19 protein-coding genes are annotated in these 26629 nt (G+C 65.7%); 6 read left to right on the top strand and 13 right to left on the bottom strand.

Annotation, left to right across the window (positions count from 1 at the left end):
* Window positions 1-109: 109 nt before the first annotated feature.
* Window positions 110-1354 carry a UbiH/UbiF/VisC/COQ6 family ubiquinone biosynthesis hydroxylase gene (locus AC1VVK_RS11415; RefSeq protein ID WP_482903073.1) on the bottom strand — a complete coding sequence of 415 codons (1245 nt, stop codon included), beginning with the start codon at window positions 1352-1354 and terminating at the stop codon, window positions 110-112.
* The gene (locus AC1VVK_RS11410) at window positions 1351-3033 is read right to left on the bottom strand and encodes an alkaline phosphatase family protein (RefSeq protein WP_482903072.1); all 1683 of its coding nucleotides are present in this window, start codon (window positions 3031-3033) and stop codon (window positions 1351-1353) included. The genes AC1VVK_RS11415 and AC1VVK_RS11410 overlap by 4 nt, the downstream gene beginning before the upstream one ends.
* 107 nt (window positions 3034-3140) lie before the next feature.
* Here AC1VVK_RS11410 and AC1VVK_RS11405 point away from each other — a divergent pair, with 107 nt between their 5' ends.
* The gene (locus AC1VVK_RS11405; RefSeq protein ID WP_482903071.1) at window positions 3141-5225 is read left to right on the top strand and encodes a protein-disulfide reductase DsbD family protein; all 2085 of its coding nucleotides are present in this window, start codon (window positions 3141-3143) and stop codon (window positions 5223-5225) included.
* A 59-nt stretch (window positions 5226-5284) separates the two neighbouring features.
* Window positions 5285-5440 (top strand): hypothetical protein, encoded by a 156-nt coding sequence (locus AC1VVK_RS11400; RefSeq protein WP_165912187.1) that lies wholly within the window; start codon window positions 5285-5287, stop codon window positions 5438-5440.
* Window positions 5441-5486: 46 nt separating this feature from the next.
* Here AC1VVK_RS11400 and AC1VVK_RS11395 read toward each other — a convergent pair whose 3' ends face one another.
* The 10 genes from AC1VVK_RS11395 to AC1VVK_RS11350 form a co-directional block, all read right to left on the bottom strand.
* Window positions 5487-7541, bottom strand: a complete 2055-nt coding sequence (locus AC1VVK_RS11395; protein ID WP_482903070.1) for an MGH1-like glycoside hydrolase domain-containing protein — start codon at window positions 7539-7541, stop codon at window positions 5487-5489.
* A 162-nt stretch (window positions 7542-7703) separates the two neighbouring features.
* A complete protein-coding gene (locus AC1VVK_RS11390) occupies window positions 7704-10301 on the bottom strand; it encodes a TonB-dependent receptor (protein ID WP_482903069.1) in 2598 nt (865 codons plus the stop codon).
* A gap of 194 nt (window positions 10302-10495) precedes the next feature.
* Window positions 10496-11914, bottom strand: a complete 1419-nt coding sequence (locus AC1VVK_RS11385; protein ID WP_482903068.1) for a family 43 glycosylhydrolase — start codon at window positions 11912-11914, stop codon at window positions 10496-10498.
* 105 nt (window positions 11915-12019) lie between these two features.
* The gene (locus tag AC1VVK_RS11380; RefSeq protein ID WP_482903067.1) at window positions 12020-13036 is read right to left on the bottom strand and encodes an arabinan endo-1,5-alpha-L-arabinosidase; all 1017 of its coding nucleotides are present in this window, start codon (window positions 13034-13036) and stop codon (window positions 12020-12022) included.
* Window positions 13037-13038: 2 nt separating this feature from the next.
* Window positions 13039-13671, bottom strand: a complete 633-nt coding sequence (locus AC1VVK_RS11375) for a 2-dehydro-3-deoxy-6-phosphogalactonate aldolase (RefSeq protein ID WP_482903066.1) — start codon at window positions 13669-13671, stop codon at window positions 13039-13041.
* On the bottom strand, window positions 13668-14552 hold the full coding sequence (locus AC1VVK_RS11370) for a 2-dehydro-3-deoxygalactonokinase (protein WP_482903065.1): 885 nt from the start codon (window positions 14550-14552) through the stop codon (window positions 13668-13670). Before AC1VVK_RS11370 ends, AC1VVK_RS11375 begins: the two co-directional genes overlap by 4 nt.
* Window positions 14549-16126: an alpha-N-arabinofuranosidase gene (locus tag AC1VVK_RS11365; protein ID WP_482903064.1), complete on the bottom strand. Its 1578-nt coding sequence runs from the start codon at window positions 16124-16126 to the stop codon at window positions 14549-14551. Before AC1VVK_RS11365 ends, AC1VVK_RS11370 begins: the two co-directional genes overlap by 4 nt.
* Before the next feature lie 22 nt (window positions 16127-16148).
* A complete protein-coding gene (locus AC1VVK_RS11360) occupies window positions 16149-17075 on the bottom strand; it encodes a Gfo/Idh/MocA family protein (protein ID WP_482903063.1) in 927 nt (308 codons plus the stop codon).
* A gap of 3 nt (window positions 17076-17078) precedes the next feature.
* A complete protein-coding gene (gene araD1, locus AC1VVK_RS11355; RefSeq protein WP_482903062.1) occupies window positions 17079-18083 on the bottom strand; it encodes an AraD1 family protein in 1005 nt (334 codons plus the stop codon).
* Between the two features lie 79 nt (window positions 18084-18162).
* Window positions 18163-19689: an aldehyde dehydrogenase (NADP(+)) gene (locus AC1VVK_RS11350; protein WP_482903061.1), complete on the bottom strand. Its 1527-nt coding sequence runs from the start codon at window positions 19687-19689 to the stop codon at window positions 18163-18165.
* Between the two features lie 112 nt (window positions 19690-19801).
* On the opposite strand from AC1VVK_RS11350, the gene AC1VVK_RS11345 reads away from it, so the two are divergent.
* Complete coding sequence (locus AC1VVK_RS11345; protein WP_482903060.1) at window positions 19802-20572, top strand: FadR/GntR family transcriptional regulator; 771 nt, start codon at window positions 19802-19804, stop codon at window positions 20570-20572.
* Window positions 20573-20773: 201 nt separating this feature from the next.
* Here AC1VVK_RS11345 and AC1VVK_RS11340 read toward each other — a convergent pair whose 3' ends face one another.
* Window positions 20774-22090, bottom strand: a complete 1317-nt coding sequence (locus AC1VVK_RS11340) for a sugar MFS transporter (RefSeq protein WP_482903059.1) — start codon at window positions 22088-22090, stop codon at window positions 20774-20776.
* Window positions 22091-22273: 183 nt separating this feature from the next.
* Here AC1VVK_RS11340 and AC1VVK_RS11335 point away from each other — a divergent pair, with 183 nt between their 5' ends.
* From AC1VVK_RS11335 to AC1VVK_RS11325, 3 genes are all read left to right on the top strand, one after another.
* Window positions 22274-23416, top strand: a complete 1143-nt coding sequence (locus AC1VVK_RS11335) for an aldose epimerase family protein (protein WP_482905152.1) — start codon at window positions 22274-22276, stop codon at window positions 23414-23416.
* A 21-nt stretch (window positions 23417-23437) separates the two neighbouring features.
* The gene (locus tag AC1VVK_RS11330) at window positions 23438-25234 is read left to right on the top strand and encodes an IlvD/Edd family dehydratase (RefSeq protein WP_132388237.1); all 1797 of its coding nucleotides are present in this window, start codon (window positions 23438-23440) and stop codon (window positions 25232-25234) included.
* A gap of 251 nt (window positions 25235-25485) precedes the next feature.
* Window positions 25486-26352: an SMP-30/gluconolactonase/LRE family protein gene (locus AC1VVK_RS11325; protein WP_482903058.1), complete on the top strand. Its 867-nt coding sequence runs from the start codon at window positions 25486-25488 to the stop codon at window positions 26350-26352.
* Window positions 26353-26629 lie beyond the last annotated feature (277 nt).

The raw sequence follows: 26629 nt of genomic DNA, 5'->3' as shown, positions 1-26629 counted from the left end.
GCACTTGAGGCGTGGAGACAAGGAAGCGGGGCCCCCGCCTGCGCGGGGGCGACGGAGCTATCGGATGATAGCCAGATTTCGCGGGTGAAAGGGGCTAACGCCCGGGCCCTCAGCCCTGAAGCAATTCCGGCAACTTGCCCGACATGCCCCGCGCCTCGTCCATGAAGAAGCGCTTGAGCGTGGGAATGCGCTGCACCGCGCCCATGCCGAGTCGTCGCACGGCGCTGGGCAGGCGGCCGGGAACGCCGAACAGGCGGGTGAGCCCATCGGTCACCGACATGACCATGAAGGCATCGAGGCTGCGCCACTTCTCGTAGCGCTTGAGCAGCTGCATATCGCCCGGCTCCAGCCCCAGACGCATGCCCTCGGTCAACACTTCGACCAGCGCGCCCACGTCGCGCAGACCAAGATTGAGGCCCTGCCCGGCAATCGGGTGCATGCCGTGCGCCGCATCACCGATCACGGCGAGGCGCTCGTCGATCACATGGCCCGCGTGGTGGAAGCGCAGCGGATAGCTCATGCGCGGGGCCGAAAGCGAGATCTTACCCAACACACCGTGCATCCGGCTCTCAACCTCGTTGACGAACATGGCGTCGCTCATGGCGATGACGCCCGCCGCGTCCTTCTCGGCCACGGTCCAGACAAGCGCGCTGCGGTGGCGCCCTTCGGCATCGTCCAGCAGCGGCAGCAACGCGAAGGGCCCGGCAGGATAGAAGATTTCCCAAGCCGTGTTCTCATGCGGCTTGTCGTGGAACAGCCCGGTCACCATGGCGCGGTGCTTGTAGTCCCACTTGGCGAGCGCGAAGCCGGCCTCGTCGCGGGTGGGCGACTGGCGGCCTTCGGCGGCGACCAGCAGGCTCGCCTTGAGCACGCGGCCATCGGACAGCTCCACCTCGACACCGTGTGGCCCACGGTCACGGCGAACCGCCTCGGTCTTCACGTGCCAGGCGATGTTCGGCTGCTTCTTCGCCGCCTCGAACAGGGCGATGCGCAGATCGCGGTTGGCGAACATGCAGCCCAGCGAGCCTTCGTCCGGCTTCGGCGTGAAGTCGATCCGGCCGGGCTTCATCCCGTCGGTCACGGCAATCGAAGCGATCGGGCAGCCAAGCCCCTCCAGCGCGGCGGCGAGGCCGATCTTCCCGAACAGGTTCCAGCTCGCGGTGGAGATTGCCGAGGCGCGACCGTCCGCGCCTTCGGCGGTCAGGTCCGCCGGATCGGCGCGGTCGATCACGTGGCTGGTGATCCCCGCCTTGGCGGCGGCGAGCGCCAGCGTCATGCCGACGAGACCGCCGCCGAGGATAATCAGGTCGCGGCGATCCGCCGCAGTATCGAGCCTTGCTGCCGAGTCGTTCATCGACGGCAGCTATCGGCCTCCGACGCGTCGATGTCGAGACACCTTCCGTCCCAGGTGCCGGCCGGCGCGGCAAGGCCGACAGTCGCCGCAAGGGTGGGCGCGATGTCCACCGTTTCGACCGGGGTGGGCTGCTCGAAGCCGGTCATGCCCTTGCGCCAGAACAGCATCGGCACGCGGCGGTCGTAATCCCAGACACTGCCGTGCGTGGCGACCTTGCCCGGCGATGCCTTGCCGGGGACGACGCCGCGCCGGGTCAGCATCTGCACCGGGCCCGAGCGGCCGGGCACGAACGAGGCACGCACTCTCTGCTCGATCGTCCAGTCCTGCGGATTGCCCTTGGGCACCGGTATCTTCATTAGCTCGTCCTCGCTATAGACCGCCGCAATCTGCGGGTTGGCCTTGAGCCGAGCGACCAGCGCGGCCGTGACTTTCGTCTTCTGCGCCTCGTTCAGTTCGGCCGAAAGCCATACGCTGCCCGATTCCCCCGCGCCGTAGAACAGCGGGCCGTTCGCGACTGAAATGCCGGTATCCTGTGTGACGGCGGCGGCCAGCGCCTTGGCGGTCAGCGCCGTGTCGATCCGCACTGCATCGGGATTGCCGCGCAGTTGCTGGCGCTCGGGCGCATCGAAGCCGCCGTGGTCGGCGGTGAGCACGACCTCATAATCGATCCCGCGCGCGTCGAGCTGGTCGAACAGATAGCCCAGCGCCTGATCGAGCACGTTCATCTGCACGCACATCTCGACACCCTCGGTGCCGTAGGCGTGGCCAACCCTGTCGGTGGCCGAGAAGCTGACCGACAGCACATCGGGCACCGCATCCTTGCCAAGGCCGAGTTCGTCCACCACGCGCACGGCCATCTCGGCCGTCGCGGTGTCGACGCGCGGGCCGTTGACGAAGGACTTGAAGTCCCCGGCGGCGAGGGGGAAGCGGTAGGTGCCGATCGTGAAGTCCCCGATCGGGGTCGCGCGGTCGACATTGCCGCACCAGCCGGGGACGGGCAGCGGGCCGTCACCGGCAGCCACGCGCTGAGTCAGGACGGCGTTCTCGGCTGCGGCGGCCTTGCCCGCGCGGCGCCCCGGGAACGTGGTGAAGCCGCTGTCGCCGATCCAGTAGACCGCATCGGTATCGTGCCCGCTCATCATCACGGCCGCGCGGTCCTTGGCGGAGACGGCAGCGTTGATGGTCCGGGGATTGGCGTGCTTCATCAGGTCGCCCAGCGTGGGAGCCAGCAAGTGCCCGGGGCTCACCGTCACCGCCTCGGGCGTGGACTTCGGATCGTTTTCATCCTCCACGCAGTAGACTTCCTTGGCCGCGCGCGCGATGCCGGGGACGAACCACGAATTCGCAGTGATCCCGGTGCGCGCGGGGTGCACGCCGGTCAGGATCGTCGAGTGGCCGGGGCACGTCTCGGTCGCCGCGTGCGACTGGAAGCCCTGCGCAAAGACCGCGCCTTGCAGCAGGCGCGCGAAGCCTTTCGTGTAGTGTTCGCGGTACTGCGCGAAGAGATCGGCGGAGAACTGATCCACCGCGATAGCCACGATCAGCTTCGGCGCCCCCTGTGGCACTTGCTCTGTCACGGCCGGCATGGCCGGAGCGGCGGGCGCCTCCTCCGCCAACGCCGAAACCGGAAGCGCAAGGGCTATCGCCATCGAAGCGAGCGAGGTGGAGAAGAGGCGCATGAGGGGTCTTCCTTGAAATCTGGAGGCGTTGGGCGCAGATGCTGGCAGGACCGGACCGCCCGAACCACACAAGTTCGGCCGCAACCCTCGGCAACTACGGGAGTTTCATGAAAACGCGCCGCTACCGCCTCTCCGTGACATTCCTGTGTCAATTGCTGGTACTGCTGCTCGTGCCCTTTGCGGCTCAAGCCCAATCCGGCGCCGCGCCCACCCATATTGCCGTCGAACTTGTTGCCGGTCCCACTGCCGCGCCGGGGGGCGAGACCACCATCGCCATCCACATGAAGCCCGAGGCGGGCTGGCACGGCTACTGGTCGAATCCGGGCGATGCGGGTTTCGGCATGCAGCTCGACTGGACGCTGCCCGAAGGCGCGAGGGCGGGCGCGCCGCGTTATCCGGTGCCGCAGACGCTCGTTGTCTCGGGCCTGATGAATCACGTTTTCGAGCATGACTATGCCCTGCTCGTGCCGGTCACCCTGCCCGCCAACGCCGCGCCGGGCAGCCGCCTGCCGATCCGGCTCGCCGCCCAGTGGCTGGCCTGTACCGAGCAGATCTGCGTGCCCGAACGCGCCGAACTCGCGGTCGAAGTGCCGGTGGGCGGCATCGGTGCAAAGGCGGCTCCCGAGGATCCGCGCTTCACCGAATGGACCCGCCGCCTGCCCGCCCCGCTCGACGCCGCCGGCACTTTCGCCATCGATGCGAAAACCGTCCGCATCGCCATTCCCCTGCCCGCGACCACGCCGCTGGAGGGACCGCATATCTTCGTCGGCGAGGACAAGCTGGTCGACTACGGCGCCGCGCAGACTTTCGCGTGGAACGGCAACCAGCTGATCGTCACTATCCCGCGCGCCAAACTCGATCCGCAGACCACCGGGACCCTGACCGGCGTGCTGCGCCTCAACGCGGCAGGCGACGGCATCGCCTTCGCGGCAAAGCCCGGTCCCGTGCCCACCGGCGGCACCCCGATTGCGACCAGTTCGGAAGGTGGCGCCGCGCCTTCGCTGGCACCCCTGCCCGTGCTGCTGCTGGCCGCGCTGGCGGGCGGCCTGCTGCTCAACGTCATGCCCTGCGTCTTCCCAATCCTCAGCCTCAAGGCGCTGAGCCTTGCCCGCGCGGGCGAGAGCGAGGCCCATGCACGGATCGAGGGACTGGCCTATACGGCGGGCGTCGTGCTCGCCTGCCTCGCGCTCGGCGGCGTCTTGCTGGCTCTGCGCGCGGGCGGTCAGGAAGTGGGCTGGGCGTTCCAGTTGCAGGAGCCTCTGGTGGTGGTGGCGTTGCTGCTGCTGGCGGCCACGATAACCGCCAACCTGCTGGGGCTGTTTGAACTGACCGTGCCGGGCTTCGTCTCGGGCGGGTCGCCATCCAGCTTCACAAGAGGCGCCTTCGTCACCGGCCTGCTCGCCGCTTTCGTGGCAACGCCCTGCACCGGGCCGTTCATGGCGAGCGCGATGGGCGCAGCGCTGCTGCTGCCGGTACTGCCCGCCATGGCGCTTTTCGCCGCGCTCGGCCTTGGCATCGCGCTGCCGTTCCTTGCCGTGGCCTTCATCCCGGCGCTGAGGAAGCGCATGCCGCGTCCCGGCAAGTGGATGGTGACGTTCCGCCGCTGGCTGGCGCTGCCGATGGGGCTTACCGCGCTGGCGCTGGCATGGCTGACGTGGAAAGTCGGCGGGCCGTTGTTCACGGGCCTTGCGCTGCTCGGCCTCGTGCTGGTCCTGGCGGCGCTCTTCGTGATGGGCCGGACCCAGCGCAAGGGCGGCTCCGCACGCCCGGCCGCCAGCGTTGCCGTGCTGGTCGCGGCCCTTGCCCTTATCGTGCTGCCGCAGCCTGCCCCGCCGTCCGCGTCGGTAAACTCGCTGCTCGACGTAAAGCCCTTCAGCGAGAAGGCGCTTGCCGAGGCCCGCGCCTCGGGCAAGCCGGTCTTCGTGTGGATGACCGCCGACTGGTGCCTCACCTGCAAGGTCAACGAGGAAGTCGCCATCGAACGCGCCGATACCAAGGCCGCGTTCGACAAGGCCGGCGTCATCGTGCTGCGCGGCGACTGGACGCGGCGCGATCCGGAGATCACACGCTACCTCACCGCCCAAGGCGCCGCCGGCGTGCCGCTTTACATGTGGTATGGGCGGGACGGTAAGGCCGTGCAGCTTCCGCAAGTGCTGACGCCCGAACTGCTGGCGAACGCCGCCGGGGGCTGATCCGGAACGCCATCAGGCACGAGACCGGACATTATCGGGTCTCGTGCTTGAATAGTCCCATGAACAGCACCGTGCATACCACGTGGACCGATGCCACCCCTGCCAGCCACTGGGGCATCACCAACGAGAGATCGACGAAGGAAGAGACCCCCGCGATCAGCGAAGCGAATGGATATCCGTGCGACATGAGGGATAGAGGCCTCAATCGCGGATAATTTCGGATCGAAATCTGCGGTTTACTCGTTGGTAAGGTTAAATATTTCAGTCAGCGAAGGCCTTCAGCTCGGCGAGGCGAATGGCCTTTCCGTTCGCCGGGCTCATCGTCACGCGCAGGCGTTCCGCAGTGACCGGCGACCATGCAAGCCGGGTCACGCCATTTGCAAGCGGAGCCGCGACGGGCGCGGCGACCTGCTGCCACTTCCCGTCCTTCCATACCTGCAACTGCACCTTGCGCGGGGCCGCGAACTTGGCGCCGTCCGCGAAGAAGGCGAGTTCGGTACTGCCGAGCGTGACCGGCTTGCCGAAGTCCACCGCGTACCACTGGTCCGCCTTGCCGGCGGCCGAATCCCAGCCATTGGGAAGCTCCGGATAGAACCAAGCGCGGCCGTCGATGGCATCGTGCAGGTTTTCCGCCTCGGTGCCGGACGACGCCGAAGCCATGGGATAGTTGCCGCGTACCAGCTGCACGGCGAGATCGGTCTCGCGCGCGATGGGTGCATTCGCCTTGCGGGCCAGCGGAACCTCGATGCGGCCGAGATCATCGCGATGGGCGAGTTCCGTACCGTCGACCGAAACCGTCAGCCCCTTGCGGCCATAGCGCTTGCCATCGGCGTCCCAGGTCACTGAAACCTCGTGCCCATGATAGGGCACGCGCTCGATGTGGAACCAGCCCAGCGCCTGCGCGTCCGTCGCGGCGGGCAGCAGTGGGTTCACGTCCAGCACGTCATCCGCGCGCGGGCGGACGCCGACGAGGCCGGTCATGATCAGGTCCAGATAGCCCGAGTGGAAGTAGTGATGACTGCGATCCAGCCCAACGATGGGCTTGCCGGTCTCGGGATCGTAGTCCTCCTCGAGATCGAGCCTGCCGCCCTGATAATGGAGCTGCGTGTACTGGCGCAGCATCTGCATGTAGTCACTGCGCGTGACCGGTCCGTGATCGTCGTAGTGGTCGAGCAGGTTGGCCATCGCGGTCAGCACTTGCGTCGTCTGGTAAGGCCAGACCGGGCCGTTCCACTGGCACTCGCGCGCATCGCCCAGATAGCGATACTGGCGCATGTAGTACTCGTAGCCCTTCTCGACCGTACGCATGCCCGCCTTGCCGGCAAGTCCGTTCGGATCGAGCAGATGCGACCATGCGGACGCATATTTGGCATCGTCCGGCACAAGGTCGAACATCCACGGCAGGTAGCCGACCAGTTCGCGATTGCGGATCGGATCCCAATATTTCGCGAATTCGGTGTTCACCTGATAGCGGTCGGCGAAGTGGCCCAGCGAGGGGTTCCACAAGTCCTGAAGGACATGCGTGCGCAGCGCTTCGGCCCGCTCGGCATATTCCTTGGCCATCGCGGTATCGCCTGCCATCTCCGCCATCTTCGACAGCGCGCGGGCATTCGCGAACATATAGCTGTTGATCGAGGGCCGGAAGGAATCCCCGCCCCGGAACCCGTCCTTGCCGCCCGAGGCATCGATCGAGGAGACGGTATACTCGGTCGCATCGAGCAGCGGCTCGACGAAATAGAGGCCCTTGGAAAAGTCGAACTTCTCGTCCCACAGGCGGTAGACGTGCCGCATCGTCTTGAGATGCGCGAGCAAGGCCTGCCTGTCGCCATCGACGAGATAACGGCCCCAGACCGAGTCCGCCATATAGTCGGTGAAGTGACGGTCGTTGCCGCCTTCGTACATGAAGTTGACGTAGTCGTCGGTGAAGCGGCGGTCGTTCAGCCAGCGCCCTTCGGCGATGTGGAAGCCGCTGGCGTCATTGAGGCTGGCGAAAGGTTCGCGCTGCCAGCCCACATCATCCGCGAATTCGGTGGTGATGTAGCCCTGCGCGCCAAGGTCGCGCTGGTGCGCGCGGAACAGACCCCAGCGGTAGTAATAGACCGCATCGATCTTCGGATCGGCGCTTTCGAAGAAGGGAATGCGCTGCTGGTACCAGGCGGCGTCGTTGCCGAAGCGGGCCTTGGCGATGGCGGCAATGTCCAGCTTTGCCGCGGCGTGTGCGGCAACGGCAACCGGAGGTCGATCGGCGGCTGGCGGACTGGCCGCCGTGGCAAGAAGCGCCGCGGTGGCAAGGACAGTCCGTAGATTTCCGCGCATCGTTACCCTTTCATGGTCCGGCGAGCGTCTGGCAGTCATTATCCAGAAAAAACAAGAGCGGCCGGTCCCCGGGGTGATGTTGGGAGAGAAACCCCGGGAACCGGCCGCCCGTGGCAGACCGCGATGCGTCGTTAGCGATGCCTCGCAGTCTGCCCTTGGCAATTAGAACTTGAAGCGCGCGCCGAACTCGAACGTCCGGTCGTAGGTGCGCGTGTCACGCGGCGTGTTGCTGTATTCGCCGGTGATCGAGTTCAGACCCTTGAACCGGTCGTGATAGACACGGTCCGTGATGTTCGTGGCATCGAAGGTCAGCGTGATGGCCGGCGTCACGTCGTAGCTGGCCGAGAAGTCAAGCTGGCCGGTCGGGCTGGCGACGATGGTGCTCGCCTGGCTGCCGCCCGAATTGAGGCTGTCCACGAAGCTCGAACGCCAGTTGTAGGCCATACGCGCCGTGATGCCGTACTTCTCGTAAATGGCCACGATGTTGTACGAATACTTCGACACGTTCGGCAGACGCTGACTGCCGAAGATCGGATCGTCGTAGTTGCCGTCCATGAAGGTGCCGTTGATTTGGGCACCCAGGCCGCTGAGCGCGCCCGGCAGGAAGTCGAAGAACTGCTGATAGGCAAGTTCAACACCCTTGAGCGTACCCTTTACGCCGCGCGGACGGCTGACCAGCCACTCCTGGCCCTGGTATTCCTCGGGATCCGAAGAGACCACGACGTAATTGTCGAACTTGCGATAGAACGCAGCCGCCGTCACCGACGTGCTGTGGTTGATGTAGTATTCAAGCGTCGCGTCGTAGGCATCCGACTGAATTGGCTTCAGGTTCGGATTGCCGCCCGAGCCAGTGCCCGCATAGGCCTGGTTGCCGGTCGAGCCGCTGGGCACGTAAGTGACGAGCGGGTTGAGATCGGAGAAGTTCGGGCGCGTGATGGTCTTGCCCGCGGCCAGACGCAGCTTGAGCTTGTCGGTCAGGCCGAAGCGGATGTTGATGCTCGGCAGGACGTTCACGTAGTTCTGCTTGCTGTCGACGCCGTTGCCCGCGAGATTCTGCACGGTGTTGACCACGCGCGCGCCGACCACGCCGTCCACCGGCACCGAGCCGATGTCGAAGCGATAGCCTGCCTGCCCGTAGAACGCATAAGTCTTCTCGATGTCGAAGAAGGCCAGGTTGGGCTCATAGGGACGATCGCCGTTGGGCTGATCGAACAGGCTGCGGACGATATCGCTGTTGCCAAGCAGATAGTCGCCATCGGCATCGAGGAAGCGACCGATGCCGGCCCGGCCCTTGACCAGGTTATTCGGCGAAAGGTCCCAGAAACCGTCGGGCAGCGTGCTCACGAGAACCGGATTGGCGGCCGCGATCGGCACCGAGGCAGTTGCCTGCGAATCGACGCGACGGTTGGTGTAACGTGCACCGATCTTGAAGTTCGACAGGAAGCCGTCGTCGAACCGGTGCTCAAGATCACCGCGCCATGCCCACTGCTTGCTGGTCGCGACGCTGTGGTTGTCAAACAGCGTGCGCAGCGTGAAGTTGGCCGGATCGGTCAGGTCAACGCCCTGGATGTCGATGTTGGGCGTGCCGCCCACGTCGAACTGGTAAACCGCCGTCGGTGCGTTGAACGACGTGTCGACGATCATGTTACGATTCTGGATCTTGCTGCGGCTGTACGTCAGCTCAGTCGTGATCGTCGTGTGATCGTCGGCATCGAACTTGAGCCCACCGTTCACCTGATAGGTGGTGGTCTTGTCCTGATATGCCTGGTTGCTGGTGATCGTGTAGGCGTCCTTGACCGTCACGCTGTCCGCAAGGGCAGGATAGTCAGGATTGGCCGTGACCGACGTGACGTTGCCGGCCTTTGGCAGGCCCACGAAGAAGTCGGTGTCGTAGCGATTCTTGTACTGGGTATAGAGACCGTCGACATAGATTTCGAGGTTCGGGGCAGGACGCCATTGGAACGAACCGTTGTACGCCATGCGCCGGCGGTCGCCGTTGGTGTAGAGGCCACCCACAGTGTCGGGGATGGCAAGCGTGCTACCCGTCGCCGGATCGGGATTCGACACGAAGTCGAACGCGGTATTGTCTTCGAAACGACGGCGGTTGTACGACGCTGCCAGCATCAGGCCCATTTCGCCTGCGCCGGTTTCCCAGCGATCGCTGACCAGCGCGCTACCGAGATAGCCCCACTTGTCCGACTGATCGGAGTAGACGGCGCGGCCGCCACCGGCCACTTCCAGACCATTGAAATCGAACGGACGACGCAGGCGCACGTCGATCACGCCGGCCACACCACCCTCGACCAGGTCGGGGGTGCTGGTCTTGTAGACGTCCACACCGGCAAGCAGTTCGGCCGGGATATCCTGAAGCGCAACGCCGCGCGCCGTGCCCGTGAATGCCTCGCGACCGTTGAGCAGGGTGGCCGTGTTGGGCAGGCCGCGGATAAGAACCGTTCCGGCCTCGCCCGCACCGCGCGTCACCTGGACGCCCGTTACGCGCTGAAGCGCATCGGACACGGTGTTGTCGGGCAGCTTGCCGATGTCTTCAGCAACGATCGAATCGACGATCTGGATCGACTGACGCTTGATGTTCTGCGCCGATTCGAGCGAAGCGCGCACACCCGTGACGACGATGTCGTCCCCGGTCGGCTGTTCGGCTGCCGTATCGGGCTGCGCGCCGGCGTCCTGAGCCTGGGCTACGCCCGCAAGGCTGAGCGCGAATACGGATACGGTGCAGAATGCAAATGGCTTGAGTGCCATGGATCAACCCTCCCATGTGGGGCTGGCCCATACCATGCCCCTTCACATTACTCAGACTAATTATTAGTCCGACTAATCGGGTGCAAGTCCAAAAACGGATATGGCTCGAAAATGCCGGGGCAGGTGTTGCACAATGGTCGCATACGGCACCCGCGTCAGGCAGACGCAGGTGCCGTTGTCCGACTTTTAAAAGATCAATCGACCTTCCAGGCGCTCGCGGCGTCCTTGCCGGGGGCGAGGCGCAGGCCGTCCGGAGCGACTGCCAGCGACTTGGACTGATCGGTGGCCGAGACGAATCGCACGGCGCCGCCGCCGGCACTGGTCCGGCGGAACTTCTCAGGCCCGGTACCGCGCGGGGCGATGGAAACCGAACCGTCCGCCGTGGCGACGAGGCAATGGTCCCGCAGGAGAATCGGCGAGAGCGTTACGGTGCCCTCGCCCGCGTCTTCCACGCGGAACTGCGTCTGCGGCAGCGGCACTGCGGCGCTCGTCATGCGCGTGCCCTCGTGCGCCATGTAGGTGCCCGGACGGGCGACCGAGATGAAGCGATCGGGCATCGCGCCATTGCCGACCGGCACGCCGAAATCGGGATTGCCCGAGGCGTCGAAGTAGAGGCGCTGGACGCGGGTGTGGCGGTCCGGGTTGAACAGAGGGTCGCCTTGGATCGCCTCGTAGTCGCGGCCATGATAGACCAGCAGCGGGCGGCCTTGCTCGTCCACGGTGAAGCTGTTGTGGCCGGGGCCGTAGACCGAGGTCGCGGTGTTGGTGGTGAAGACCGGATGCTGCGACTTGGTCCAAAGGCTCGCGTCCATCAGGTTCGCTTCGGCGTCGATCGTCAGCAGGCCAAGGCAGTAGCGCGCGTCGGTGGCGCTGGCCGAATAGGTCATGAACAGCTTGCCCGCGTGTTCGATCACGGCGGGCGCCTCGTTGACCTTGTAACCCCGGATTTCCCAGTCGAGCGTCGGCACCGACAGGCGGGTCGGCGCGGCGGCCAGCGTCAGCGGGCCCGACATCGGCGCGATGTAGAGGTTCGAGTTGGTGTCGATCCCCGCCTCGCGCTGGGCCCAGGCGAAGTAGCGCGTGCCGCGATGGACGAAGCTCGTCGAATCGAGGTTGAAGCTGTCCGTGGGCAGCTGGAACTGGCCGGCGATCTTCCAGTTGCCGGTCATCGGGTCGGGTCCGTCGCAGACGATAGCGAAAGTGCGGATGCGGAACACGTCCTCGCCGCCGCCGCTCGGGCCCGCTGCGAAGTACATGTACCAGCGGCCGTCGATCAGGTGCAGCTCGGGCGCCCAGATGAAGCCGGACATCGGGCCGGAGGATTCATGGCGCCACAGCACGCGTTCCTCGGCCGTCGAGAGACCGGCGACGGTCTTGGAACGGCGGAGCACCAGACGATCGTACTCGGGCACAGAGCCGGTCAGGTAGTAGTAGCCATCGTCGTGGCGGAAGACTTGCGCGTCGGCGCGCTGCTTTACCAGGGGATTGACGGGAACGGGCGCGCCGGTCGCGGCAGGGGCCGAGCCGAGCGCGTTCTTGCCGGCAGACGTGCAGGCCATCGGCAGCATCGCGGCCCCGGCAGCAAAGGCGCGGCGCGAAAGGGGAAAATTCATGGGGGTCCTCTTCCGTGATTTCGTTTCGTTGCGGTGTCCCGGTCGCACCCCCCGGGCGGGAAAAGGACACCCCGGCCCGAAAGCCGGGGTGTCAGCTGGTGGGTCTCAGTATTGCGCCACGGGCCAACCGTCGGCGCCCCAGACCAGCGGCGCGATGCGCAGCGTGGGGCGGCCCTGGTTGTCCTTGTCGTAGGCGTGGTAGGCGAGGTAGGTCGTGCCGTCCTTGTCGGTGAAGGCACCCGCATGGCCGGGGCCACGGAAGCGGTGCTTCTCCTCCAGATCGGCGCGCAGCAGGATCGTGCCGCCGCCCTGCATCATGTCGCTGCCGTCCTGCCCCTTGTAGGGCCCAGTGATCTTCTTCGAGCGCGAGATGACGGTGTAATAAGTGCTGTTCGCGCCCTTGCAGCAATAGTCGTAGGACGCGATCAGGTAGTACCATCCGCCATGCTGGATGATGAACGGCGCTTCGATCGGGGCCGGGCCGCCGGCAGGGGCAGGACGGCGGGCGATCGAATAGGGCTCGGTGCCCGGGGCCACCTTGCCGGTCTTCGGATCGAGCGGGAACAGCTTGATCCCGCTCCAGAAACTGCCGAGCGAGAGCCACTGACGGCCCTGATCGTCCTGCACAAAATTCGGATCGATGGCGTTGAAGTCATCGTCATGCGTGGACATGACGACAAGGCCCTGATCTTTCCAGCCATAACCCTTGGCCTTGGGATCGAGCGTCTTGCTCGTCGCAAGACCGATGGCCGAGCGGTTCGAGCCGAAGGTCGAAACCGAGTAATAGAGCCGGTATTCGCCGTTCACATAGGAGATGTCCGGCGCCCAGATGCCTTCGGTGCCGGGCACGGCCTGCTTCGCCCATGCCGGAATCTCGGCGAAGACGGCGCCCGCGTCGGTCCAGTGCTTCAGGTCTTTCGAGGTCTTGATGCCGACATAGCGGCCCACGGTGGAGAAGACGTAGTAAGTGTCGCCCTCGCGGATGATGACGGGGTCGTGGACCACGAGGTCGCCGGTCATCTGCGAATTAAGCGTCGGTGCTCCGTCGGTCTGTTGGGCACCGACGCTGCCGGTCAGCCCCAACGCAGCGAGGCCGAGCAGGAACGAGAACTTACGGATCATGCTCAGCCCCCGGCCGCGTTCCATGCGGCGATGATCTCGGCCGCCTTGGCGCCGACCGTCGCGGCATCGAAGCCCGGCTTGTAGAGGCTGCCGCCCACGCCGATGCCGTAGACGCCCGCCGCGCGGTATTCCGCGACATTGGCAGCGCCGACGCCGCCCACGGCCCAGACGCGGCTGTGCTTGGGCAGCACTTCGCGGATCGCCTTGATGTAGCTGCTGCCCAGCACCGAGCCGGGGAACAGCTTCAGGTCGCTGGCGCCTGCCGCCACGGCGGCGAAAGCCTCGGTCGGGGTCAGGAAGCCGGGCAGAACGTCCATGCCCAGTTCGATCGAGCGCTTGATGACGGCCGGATCGACATTGGGCGAAACCATGAAAGTACCGCCGACGCCGGCCAGCGTTTCGGCAAGGTCGGTGCCGATCACGGTGCCGCCGCCGATGGCCGCGCGTTCGCCCAGCGCCTGCACCATCGCGCCGATAGAACCGGCCGGATCAGGCGAGTTGAACGGCACTTCGATGATGCGCACGCCGGCTTCCACTAGCGCTTCGCCGATGGCGACCGCTTCATGGGTCTGAATGCCGCGCAGGATCGCCACAACGGGTGCATGGCCTGCGGCCAGAACGTCTTCGATCTTCATGCCTTCTGTCCTTTCGCGATGGCGAGCCCGGCGAGGACTGCCGCATCGCCATCGATCTTGCGCGAAGTGCAGCCACGGGCCGCCAGCGCGCGATCATAGAGCGCGGAAAGCGCCGGGTCGCCGATCAGCACCACCGTAATGCCGGTCGGCACTTGCGCGGCAACTTCGCCGCCGATCAGCAGACCGGAGATATAGCCGCGCGACCAGTCTTTCGAGCGTCCATCGAGCATCCGCGCGGCGCGGGCTTCGAACAGGGCGCCGGTCAGCGGTTCCTCGCAGCGGTCGAGACCGCGCGCGAAGCCATCGTCGAAGCTGCCCTCACCCGGCGTATCCGGCCCGGTCAGCGTAGACTGGCCTGCCAGCAACGCAAACAGTTCGCCGGTCGGGTGGGTACGGAAGCCGACGATGGTACCGTTTACCACCGAGACCCACTTGCAGTGGGTGCCCGGCAGCGCGATCAGATGCTCGCCCACGGCAAGTTCGGGGTGAAGCGCGAGGGCACCGAAGACTTGCGCCTCCTCGCCCCGCATCACTTCGGGCACGCCCTCGGAATCCTTGCAGCTCAGCCCCGGCAGCACCGAGACCGGGATGCCGGCCACTTCGAGCCGGGTGCGCGACGACAGCCACTGGACCGCATCCGCCGGACAGGCCGCATAGCCTGCCGCGACGAGTGCACCCGGAGCGCCGGCCATGCCGCAAAGCACGACTTCGGACAGCGCCCCTTCCGCCTTCCAGACGTCCAGCCTTTCGGCCAGCGCGCCCTCGGCATTGCCGGCGAGCGCGCCCGGCCCATCGAGCCGGGCGTCCACATCACCACCATCCATGCGGAACAGCCGCAGGCGGGTGGTGCCCCAGTCACCAAGGACGTGCTTCACGCTCATTGCAGTTCGAGCACCACGACCGACTTGGCCGGCAGGGTGACGACAAGATTGCCGCCCTGCACGCTCGCGCCCGAGAACGCCTCCGGCTTCACCACGCTGGGTGCGTCGAAGGTGTTATGCGAATTGATCGCCGGTGCCGTCAGGATCTTGCCGGTGACGGCCCCTGCCGAAACGCCATCGAGCTTGATCGTCACGGTGTTGGGCTGGTTCGGATCGAGGTTCGACAGACCCACGTGGATCTTGCCGTCCTTGCCCTTCACCGCCGAGCCGCTGACGGCCGGCATCGTGAATTCGTCCTTTGCATACCACGGCGACTTGATCTGGATCGGCAACACCGTCGCATCCTGCCACGGCTTGTACATGTCGAAGACCCAGTAGGTCGGCGTCAGCACCATCTTGCTGCCGTCGGTCAGGATCATCGCCTGCAGCACGTTCACCATCTGGGCGATGGCGGTCATGCGCACGCGGTCCGCATGCTTGGCGAAGATGTCCAGGTGGACCGAGGCGATCAGCGCATCGCGCAGGGTGTTCTGCTGGCGCAGGAAGCCCGGATGCGTGCCCGGATCCTGAGCGTACCAGGCGCCCCATTCGTCGACCGCGAGGAAGACCTTCTTCGCGGGATCGTACTTGTCCATGATCGCCGAGTGCTTGGTGATCAGTTCGTCCATCCGGCGCGCTTCGTTGAGCGTATCGGCCCAGCCGCGCTCGTCGAAATTGACCGGATCGGCCTTGGGCGGCCAACCGCCTTCGGGCAGCGTGTAATAGTGGAGCGAGAGGCCGTCGACGTTACCGCCGGCGACGCGCATCATCGTCTCGGTCCAGTTGTAGTCGTCGACATTGGCGCCCGAGGCGACCTTGAGGATCTTGGTGCCGGCCGGGGCCTTCACGAAAGTCGCATAGCGGCGCGTCTCGTCGGCGGCGAATTCGGGGCGCATGTTGCCACCGCAACCCCACAGCTCGTTGCCGACGCCGAAGTAGGCGACGTTCCACGGTTCCTTGTGGCCGTTGCGCGCACGTTCGTCCGCCAGCGATCCGGCAGGCGCGGTCATGTATTCGACCCATTCGGCCATTTCGCGCGGCGTGCCGTCACCGACGTTGCCGGCGATATAGGCTTCCGCGCCCACCTGGCGCAGCAGTTCGAAGAATTCGTGGGTGCCCACGGCATTGGGCTCGGTCACGCCGCCCCAGTGGGTGTTGACCTTGACCGGACGCTTGTTCGGCGCGCCGATGCCTTCACGCCAGTGGTATTCGTCGGCGAAGCAGCCGCCGGGCCAGCGGATCACCGGCACCTGCAACTCGCGCAGCGCCGTGACGACGTCGTTGCGGAATCCGTTGGTGTTCGGAATCTTGCTGTTCTTGCCGACCCACAGGCCGCCGTAGATCCCGGTGCCAAGGTGCTCGGCGAACTGGGTGAAGACTTCCTTGTGGTAAACCGGGCCGGGCTTGTCGGCTTCGATCGTCGCGGTGGTCGGCTGGCCGTTGGTATCGGCATGGGCCACTGTCGAGACCGTGCCTGCGAGCGAGGTGGCGCTCAGCAGGCCAGCAGCAGTGGTGCGGCGAATCGCCTTCAACATTTTTTGTCCTCTCCCGGGAATATCAGTCGTGGAATTCTTCGACGAGTTCGCGCTTGCCGCGCAGGAATGCGTCGGCGACGAGGCGCAGCGGCGCGATGTCCACATCGCTGCGGCCGCCACGGATCAGGTTGGCGAAGCGCGCGTAGAGGCCGGGATATTCCATGTCCTCATTGTGCTCGGTGCCGGTGGGCAGGGTGAGCACGGCACCGCCATTGGCGAGCTTCAGCGTTCCCGCGTCGGTCTCGACAATGATGTCCCACGACTGCGGGCCGGTCTGGCGCCAGTCGAGGTCCATGTGGATTTCGGCCCCGGCGGTATCGCGGAACTCGATATCGGCGGCGATCGGCGCGGCGCGGTTGGCCGGCAGGCTGAGCGTGGCATCCTTCAGGAAGAACGGGCGCGGCATGATGTGCGTGGCGATCGACAGGGCATTGATGCCCGGATCGAACACGCCAAGACCGCCCGGCTCCCAGATCCAGTCCTGACCCGGATGCCAGACGCGCACGTCCTCGCGCCAGATGATCTTGGCGCTGAGAATGGTGCGCTCTGCCAGCCAGGCGCGGGCCGGAGCGACACCGGCGGCGTAGCGCGAGTGCCACGATGCGAACAGCGACGCGCCCACCTTCTCGGCGCGGCTTTCCAGCGCGGCCACTTCGGCCAGCGTGGCGCCCGGTGGCTTTTCGAGGAACACGTGCATGCCCTTCGACAGCGCCAGCGCGGCCAGATCGTAACGGACCTGCGGCGGGGTGCAGAGCGCCACCGCGTCGATGGCCGGGCCGTTCTCGATCAGGTCTTCAAGGCTGCTGAAGTGCGGGATGCCTTCGGGGCCGCGATGATGCGGGCTGACCGTGGCACCCAGGCTGAAGTTCGGGTTGCCTTCGATGGCGGGGATGTGCTGGTCGCGGGCGATCTTGCCCACGCCAACGATGGCAATGCGGATCGGATCCATGGCTCAGAGCGCCTTCACGGTCATGGTCGGCGCAGCCGGAGCGGCAGCGCGGGCGAGCGGGTTGGCGACCGGCAGGGTGAACGGCGCGGCCGAGATCTCGAACACGTCGCCTTCCTGCGTCTGCACGCCGTCGCTGAACGAGAGCGTGGCGGTGCCGAAGAAGTGGACGTGCACGTCGCCGGCACGGCGGAACAGGTCGTACTTGAAGTGGTGGTGCTCAAGGTTGGCGAACGTGTGCGACATGTTCGCCTCGCCCGAGAGGAAGGGCTTTTCCCAGATCGTTTCGCCATCGCGCACGATCTTGCTGGTGCCTTCGATCTTCTCCGGCGGGGTGCCGAGCAGCAGTTCCGGGCCAAGCGCGGCCTGACGCAGCTTCGAGTGGGCGAGCCAGAGGTAGTTGTGGCGCTCGGTCACATGGTCCGAGAACTCGTTGGCGAGCGCGAGGCCGAGGCGGTAGACATTGCCGTCTTCGCCGACGAGATAGATGCCCGCCAGTTCGGGCTCTTCGCCGCCGTCCTTGGCGAACGCAGGCATTGTCAGCGCTTCGCCGGGGCCGACGAGCAGCTGGCCGTCGCCCTTGTAGAACCATTCCGGCTGCTGGCCTTCGGTGCCGGCAGCGGGCTTGCCGCCTTCCAGGCCCTCAAGGAACATGCGCATGGAATCGGTGACGTGCTCACCCGAGGCGGCGGCGGCGTGCATCTTGTTGCGGCCTTCGGCCGAGCCAAGGTGCGTCAGGCCGGTGCCGGTCATCAGCAGGTGCGCGGAATCGTCGTGGTCGATCGGGGCCAGCAGGGTGCCGGCCGCGAATTCGGCCTTGATGTCGACCGCTTCGCCCGCAGCGCAAGCCTTGGCGGCCTCGGCCAGCGTCACGCCTTCGGCGATGGCGCGCTGGGCGAGTTCGCGGGTGGTGGTGACGCCCTGAAGGAAGTGGGCGGCATCGCCCTCGGCAAGGATAACGGAGCGCACGCCGTCGGGCGCGCGATGCTGGAGCAGGCGAAGGTAAGTCATGGATCTCTCCCGGGGCGTCTTAGCCCGATCCGCGGCGCGCCTTCTTGGGGGAGCGCGCCGCGGGGATTGGGTGGGCTGATTAGAGGGTAAGCGTGCCGTCGATCAGGCGCGGGGCGCCGTCACCGTAGGCTGCGTCGCGCAGTTCTGCCGGAAGCAGGCCCTGTGCGAAGTTCTGGTAGCTGACCGGACGCAGGAAGCGGTCGATCGCAAGGCTGCCGACCGACGTGGTGCGCGGGTCGGAGGTCGAGGGGAACGGGCCGCCGTGCACCATCGCGTGGCACACTTCGACGCCGGTCGGCCAACCGTTGACGAGGATACGGCCAACCTTGCGTTCCAGCACCGGCAGCAGGCGCGAAGCGGCGGCTTCGTCGGCTTCGTCCATGTGCAGGGTGGCGGTCAGCTGGCCTTCAAGACCTTCGAGCAGGCTGGCGAGTTCGGCTTCGTCCTTGCAGCGCACGACGATCGACGCAGCGCCGAACACTTCGTGGCCGATCGCCTTGTCGGCGAGGAACTGTGCAGCCGTGGTCTGGAACAGGATCGCACCGCCGGTGGTCTTGCTGCCTTCTTCGCCCTTGGCGATGGTCTCGACGCCCGCATTGCCTTCAAGCGCTTCCACGCCCTTGGCATAAGCGGCGGCGATTCCGGTGGTCAGCATGGTCTGCGGCTTGGCTTCCGACACGCCGCCGGTGGCGGCAGCGACGAATGCGTCCAGACCTTCACCCTCGACGGCCAGAATCAGGCCGGGGTTGGTGCAGAACTGGCCTGCGCCCATCGTCAGCGAACCGACGAATGCTGTGCCAAGTGCTTCGCCGCGCGCCTTCAGCGCTTCGGGAAGCAGCAGGACCGGGTTGATGCTCGACATTTCGGCATAGACCGGGATCGGCACTTCGCGGGCCTGCGCCAGCTTGGCGAGGGCGAGACCGCCACCGCGCGAGCCGGTGAAGCCAACCGCAGCGATACGCGGATCCTGAACCAGAGCGGCGCCGAGTTCGTTCGACGGGCCGACAAGGTGCTGGAACACGCCTTCGGGAAGGCCGGCGTCCTTGACCGCCTTGGCGATCGCGGCGGCAATCAGGCTGCCGGTGATCGGGTGGGCGGGGTGACCCTTGACCACGACCGGGCAACCGGCGGCGAGCGCCGAAGCGGTGTCGCCACCGGCGGTCGAGAAGGCGAGCGGGAAGTTCGATGCGCCGAATACGGCGACCGGGCCGACCGGGATCATGCGCAGGCGCAGGTCGGGACGGGGCAGCGGGGCGCGGTCCGGCAGGGCAGGATCGATGCGCAGTTGCTGCCACTGGCCCTTGCGGACGACATCGGCGAACATGCGCAGCTGGCCCATGGTGCGGCCACGCTCGCCCTCACCGCGCGCACGCGGCAGGCCGCTCTCGGCCATGTAGGCCTCGATCAGCGGCTCACCGATGGCGAGGATCTCGTCAGCGATTCGCTCCAGGAACGAAGCGCGGGTTTCACGGTCGGTTGCACGGTAGGTATCGAAAGCCGCAGCGGCTGCGGCGCAGGCGGCAGCGACATCGGCAGTGCCGTTCACGGCCAGCGGCTCGCCCTGGGGCTCACCGGTTGCGGCCACGATGGAACGGAATTCGGTCATTTGGGGTCTCCCTATTTACTCCGACATATTCCGAGCGCACAGGAAACGCAATGTTTGTCGTTCCTTCACGCTGAAAGGGCTGTTAGGTTCCTTTCGGGAGGTGCCTGTAACAGTGTCAGAAGCCAATTTCGTGAACGATGAAGAAAGTGCAAGGCCGGCCGACGAGGCCCGGGGTCCGGGCCGCCGCCTGCACGGTGCAATCGCCCATAAACTGGGAACGGCCATCTTGTCCGGCAAATATGCGCCCGGGGATATTCTTTCTGGTGAAGTTGCCTTCGCCGAGGAGCTCCAGGTGTCGCGGAGTGCCTATCGGGAAGCCATTCAGGTACTCACGGCGAAGGGTCTGGTCGCAAGCCGTCCCAAGGCCGGAACGCGGGTATTGCCAAGGGATCGCTGGAACCTGCTGGACCCCGAAGTGCTGGGCTGGGCTTTCGCGGGGGAGCCGGATATCGAGTTCGTGCGCAGCCTGTTCGAGCTGCGCGCCATCGTCGAGCCCGCCGCCGCCCGCCTTGCCGCGCAGCGCCGCGACAAGAACGACCTCAAGGTGATGAAGGACGCGCTGGCGGCAATGCGCCGGCACACGCTCACCACCGAGGCCGGCCGCGCGGCGGATCGCGATTTCCACAACGCGATTCTCCAGGCGACCCGTAACGACGCCCTGCTGGTGCTCAGCGCCTCGATCGGGGCGGCGGTGAACTGGACCACCCAGTTCAAGCAGCGCGCCCGCGCCCTGCCCCGCAACCCGATCCCCGACCACGTGCGCGTCTACGACGCCATCGCGGCTGGCGACGCGGCCGGCGCGGCGGAAGCGATGAACGTGCTGGTCGATCTGGCGCTGGAGGATACGCGCAGCGCGATGGAGCTTCCGGCCGGAGGGGAGTGATTCCCTCCCTCACCATTCCGTCCCGATTCCACGCGCTCACAACATAAACCCCGTCATCCCCGCCCGCGAAGGCGGGGATGACGGAGTTGGAGCGCTCTGAGGTGGTTTGGGACCGGAGCCAAGCCGGTCATTTACACCCAAAGCAAAAGGCCCCGGCGATCGCTCGCCGGGGCCTTTTCATTTATCGCTGAACGCGCTGCCTTATTCGGCAGGCTGCACAACCAGATCCGGTTCCGCATGCGTCGTCTTGCTGCCCCACAGCGCATAGAACAGCACGTAGAGTTCGCAGACGGCGGTCAGCAGGAACGAGTTCTGCAAGCCGAAGGTGTCCGCAAGCCAGCCCTGCACGATCACCAGCGAGCCACCGGCAATTGCCATGACCAGCAGGCCCGAACCTTCCTCGGTCAGCGGGCCAAGGCCCTTGATGCCGAGCGTGAAGATGGTCGGGAACATAATCGAGTGGAACAGGCCCACGAGGATCAGCGACCACATGGCAACCGGGCCATGCGCGAAGACCGTGGTGATCATGACCAGGAACGCGCCGACCGAGAAGAAGGCGAGGACCTTCGAGGCGTCGAAGCGCTGCATGATTGCCGAACCGGCGAAACGGCCGACCATCATGCCGCCCCACAGGAAGGTCAGGTACTTGCCTGCCTGCTCATGGGTGAGGTTGGCGATGTCGGGCTGGCTGACGAAGTTCACGAAGAGATTAGCAACGCCGATCTCCGCGATCAGGTAGATGAAGATCGCCGGAACGCCGAACACGAGGTTGCGGTGGCTCCACAACGAGAGGCTCTTGCGCTGGTCCTTGGCAACGCGCGAGTTCGCCGAGCCCATCGCGGGCAGCGGGAAGCGGGCGATGACGACGGCCAGAACCACCAGCACCACCGCAACAAGCGCGTAAGGCAGGATCACCGAGTGCGCGTCGGCAATGCGCTCGGCGGGGGTCAGCACGGTGCCGGCAACGGCCGTGCCGCTCTTCGAACGACCGAGGATCAGGTAAGCACCGAACATCGGCGCCAGCATGGTGCCCATCGAGTTCAGCGCCTGCACCAGATTGAGGCGCGAGGAAGCGGTCTCGGGCTTGCCGACGACGGCGACGTAAGGGTTCGCCGCCACCTGAAGCAGGGTGATGCCGCTGGCGATCACGAAGAGCATGACCAGCGTCACGCCGTAGGACGGGATGCTGGCGGCCAGCATCATGCCCAGCGCGCCCGCCGCCATGATCAGCAGGCCGGTGACCAGCGACTTCTGGTAACCGATCCGTTCGATCAGCTTGGCCGAGGGAATCGAGGCGAAGAAATAGGCGATGAACCACACCGATTCGATCAGCGTCGTCTGGGTGTAGTTAAGGTCGAACACGGCGCGCAGGTGCGGCAGCAGCGTGTTGTTGATGACCGTGATGAAGCCCCACATGAAGAACAGGCTGGCAAGCAGCGCAAGCGCGGGGCCGTAACGGACGCCCGCCTGCGGTGCATGAAGCACGGGGGCATCTCCAGATGAAACCACTGGGGGCATGTCTATCCTCTCATAACAGAACTGCCGGGTCCTGTGGCAAACCGGCTTGCGCTCTTTCTATTTGTCGGACTATATGCGCGGAACGTCGTCGTCAATGGGCCAAAGCACCGCCCAGGGCGCCGGAACACACCGAGATTCGTCCGTACATACAGAAACGAAATGGGAGCTAAGGGAATGAGGATTCTGCGCAAGGTATTTGTGACTTCCTCCGCGCTTTCTCTTGCTTGCGCCCTTCCGGGCGCGGCCTTCGCCGCCGATGCCTCGCAGGCTCCTGCCGGCACGCTTTCCAATGGCTCTGCCGTCACGGCGGTGACACTGAAGGCCGCCAACGGCATTTCGGCCACGATCCTCAGCTTCGGCGCCACGCTCTGGAAGCTGAACGCACCCGATCGCGACGGCAAGGTTGCCGACGTGCTGCTGTCCTACGATGACCTTGCCAGCTTCGAGACGCATCCCAACTACTGGGGCGCGACCATCGGCCGCTATGGCAACCGCATCGCGAACGGCCAGTTCACGCTGGACGGCAAGACCTACCAGCTTCCCCAGAACGACCACGGCCAGTCGCTGCATGGCGGCGGCAAGGGCTTCGATGTCCAGAACTGGAAGGTCGAATCGGTCAAGTCGGGCCCGGTGGCGACCGCCGTGTTCTCGCTCGTCAGCCCTGACGGCGATGCCGGCTATCCCGGCACCGTGAAGGCCAAAGTGACCTACTCGCTGGACGAGCAGGGCAACCTCAAGATCGTGTTCGACGCCACGACCGACAAGCCGACCGTGCTCAACATGACCAATCACGCCATCTTCAACATGGCCGGTGAAGGCAGCCCGCGCGACGCGACCCAGGATCTCCTGACGATCCCGGCCAGCCACTACACGCCCGTCAGCGACAAGCTGATCCCGACCGGCGAACTGCGCGACGTTTCGGGCACCGTGTTCGACTTCCGCAAGGCCCGCCTGGTCGGCGAAGGCATCCGCGATGGCCGCGACGACCAGATCGTCAAGGGCCGCGGCTACGATCACAACTTCGCGCTCGACAAGGGCGTGACCAAGACCCCCGAACTGGCTGCCCGCCTCGAAGACCCGGTTTCGGGCCGCGTGCTGGAACTGCTGACCACCGAACCCGGCGTGCAGTTCTACTCCGGCAACTTCCTGGACGGCACCTTCATCGGCAAGAACGGCCACGTTTACCGCATGGGTGACGGCATCGCGCTGGAACCGCAGAAGTTCCCCGACGCCCCGAATCACCCCAATTTCGTCTCCACCCGCGTCGATCCCGGCAAGCCCTACCAGCATGTCATGATCTATCGCCTTTCCACGGCCTCGCGCTGATCGAACGAAACGAAACGCACCATGACCGACAAGACTCCCGCTAAGCTGCGCTCGCGCGCGTGGTTCGACAATCCCGACAACGTCGACATGACCTCGCTCTATCTGGAGCGGTACCTGAACTTCGGCCTCAGCCTTGAAGAGCTTCGCTCGGGCAAGCCGATCATCGGTATCGCCCAGACCGGCAGCGACCTGTCGCCCTGCAACCGCCACCACCTCGTGCTGGCCGAGCGCATCCGCGAAGGCATCCGTGAAGCCGGCGGCATCGCCATCGAGTTCCCGGTCCACCCGATCCAGGAAACCGGCAAGCGCCCGACCGCGGGCCTTGATCGCAACCTCGCCTACCTCGGCCTGGTCGAAGCGATCTACGGCTACCCGCTTGACGGCGTGGTGCTGACCACCGGCTGCGACAAGACCACCCCGGCACTGCTGATGGCGGCAGCCACCGTGAACATCCCGGCGATCGCGCTTTCGGTCGGCCCGATGCTCAACGGCTGGCACAAGGGCGAGCGTACCGGCTCGGGCACCATCGTGTGGAAGGGCCGCCAGATGATGGCGGCGGGCGAACTGGATGCGGACGGCTTCATCAAGCTCGTCGCTTCCTCGGCCCCGTCGACCGGCTACTGCAACACCATGGGCACGGCGACGACGATGAACTCGCTCGCCGAAGCGCTGGGCATGATGCTGCCGGGTTCGGCGGCGATCCCCGCGCCTTACCGCGACCGCCAGGAATGCGCCTACCACACCGGCAAGCGCATCGTTGACATGGTGCACGAGGACCTCAAGCCCTCGGACATCCTGACGCTCGACGCGTTCCATAACGCCATCGTCGTCAACGCCGCCATCGGCGGTTCGACCAATGCCCCGATCCACCTTGCCGCGATCGCCCGCCACATCGGCGTCGAACTGCCGCTGAAGGACTGGGAGACCTACGGTCACAAGATCCCGCTGCTGGTCAACCTCCAGCCCGCCGGCGAATACCTTGGCGAGGACTACTACCGTGCAGGCGGCGTGCCCGCCGTCGTCGCCCAGCTGATCGGCCAGGGGCTGATCAAGGAAGGCGCGATGACCGTCAATGGCAAGACCATGGGCGACAACTGCCGCGATGCCACCATCGAGGACGACCGCGTCATCAAGACCTTCGACCAGCCGCTGGTCGAGGAAGCGGGCTTCCTGGTCCTGTCGGGCAACCTGTTCGACGCGGCGATCATGAAGACCAGCGTGATCTCGGAAGAGTTCCGCAATCGCTACCTGTCGAACCCCAACGATCCGGAAGCCTTCGAAGGCCCGGCCGTGGTGTTCGACGGTCCGGAAGACTACCACCACCGCATCGACGATCCGGCCACCGGCATCACCCCCGACACGCTGATGTTCATGCGCGGCGCCGGCCCGATCGGTTATCCGGGCGCGGCCGAAGTCGTGAACATGCGTCCGCCCGCCTACCTCATCACCGAAGGCGTCAGCGCCCTGCCGTGCATCGGCGACGGCCGCCAGTCGGGCACTTCGGGCAGCCCCTCGATCCTCAACGCCAGCCCCGAAGCGGCGGCGATGGGCGGTCTGGCCCTGCTCGAAACCGGTGACCGCGTGCGCATGGACCTGAAGAAGGGCCGCGTGGACGTGCTGATCTCGGACGAGGAACTGGCCGCTCGCCGCGCGGCGCTGGAAGCCAAGGGCGGCTATGCCTACCCGGCTTCGCAGACCCCGTGGCAGGAGATCCAGCGTGCGGTCGTCGGCCAGCTCGACACCGGCGCGATCCTCGAAGGCGCGGAAAAGTACCAGCGTATCGCCCAGACCATGGGCCTGCCGCGCGATAATCACTAAAACGACAGGCACTGATCTGCACGATCGGGGGGTCCGGAACGATTTCCGGGCACCCCGATAGTGCATTGCCCGGCCCCGAACTTCGCAGAATTTCAGGGCCTGGGCACGATAACGGCTCACTCTCCCACCGGTCCCGGTCACCGAGTCTGCACGGCGTAAGCCGGGCTGGGGGCTGGTGGGGAAGTGGGCCGAAGTTGTATTCGAAACCCCGAAAATCACGACACTGACCGGCAATGGATGGGAGACCTGCGATGACGCTCTGGCGCAAGATCGAACGCGATGTCCGCGACACACTGGGCGAAGGCGCACTGTGGTGCGCACGCGACAATGCGTTCTACTGGGTCGACATCCTTGCCCCCGCCCTCAATCGCCTGAGCCTTTCGGACAACGTGTTCACCCGCTGGGACATGCCTGCCCGCCTCGGCTGGGTCGCCGAGCGCGCGGAAGGCGGATTGATCGGCGGTTTTCAGGACGGCGTCGCCCATATCACGCTCGATCCGCTGACGATCTCCGAGCGCAACGATCCCGAACCGCACCTGCCCGGCAACCGCATGAACGACGGCAAGGCCGACCGCCACGGCGCGATCTGGTGCGGCACGCTGGAAATGGCGGAAGAGAACGCGATCGGCACGCTCTATCGCCTCTCTTCCGAGGGCGAATGGCAGGTCATCGATTCGGGCTATACCGTGCCCAACGGCCCGGCTTTCTCGCCCTGCGGGCAGTGGCTCTACCATACCGATTCGGCGCTGCGGACGATCTATCGCTTCAAGCTCGACGCAAAGGGCGCCCCGGACAGCGCCCATGACCGCGAGGAATTCATCCGCTTCTCGGAAGAGGACGGCTATCCGGACGGCATGACCACCGATACCGAGGGCTTCCTCTGGGTCGCTCACTGGGACGGCGGCAAGATCACCCGCTTCGCGCCCGACGGCACGCGGGACCGCTCGATCGAACTGCCCGCCCGGCGCATCACCAACATTGCCTTTGCCGGCGAGAACCTCGATCGCATGTTCGTGACTTCGGCAGCGAAGGGCCTGCCGGAATCGGAATTCGACGGCGCGCTGTTCGAAGTGGAATCGGGCGTGACGGGTAATCCGGCGGGGATTTATCTGGGCTGAGGCTGAACGAAGCCCTTCGAACACAAGACGACCTGACCCAACACTGTCGTTCCCGCGCTGGAGGCCTGCGGGACCAGCGTAGCGATGCGATGGACGATCTCCGTCTGAACGGCCTCCGGCATGCTCGTCGCGCTTGAGGCGGATCATCACCGAGGCCGAGGGCGGCATGTTATGGCGCACGAACTCGGATTTTCCCCCTCCGCAATTTGGACGCGGGCGCCGTCGATTTCGGCGATGGTCAGCTGGAGATCGTGCTCGCGCGCAGCGCGCGGGCGTT

This window comes from Novosphingobium sp. BL-S-32 (assembly GCF_056857055.1).
Note: the sequence above shows the minus strand (reverse complement) of the source record. Positions and strands in the feature narration are given on the sequence as shown.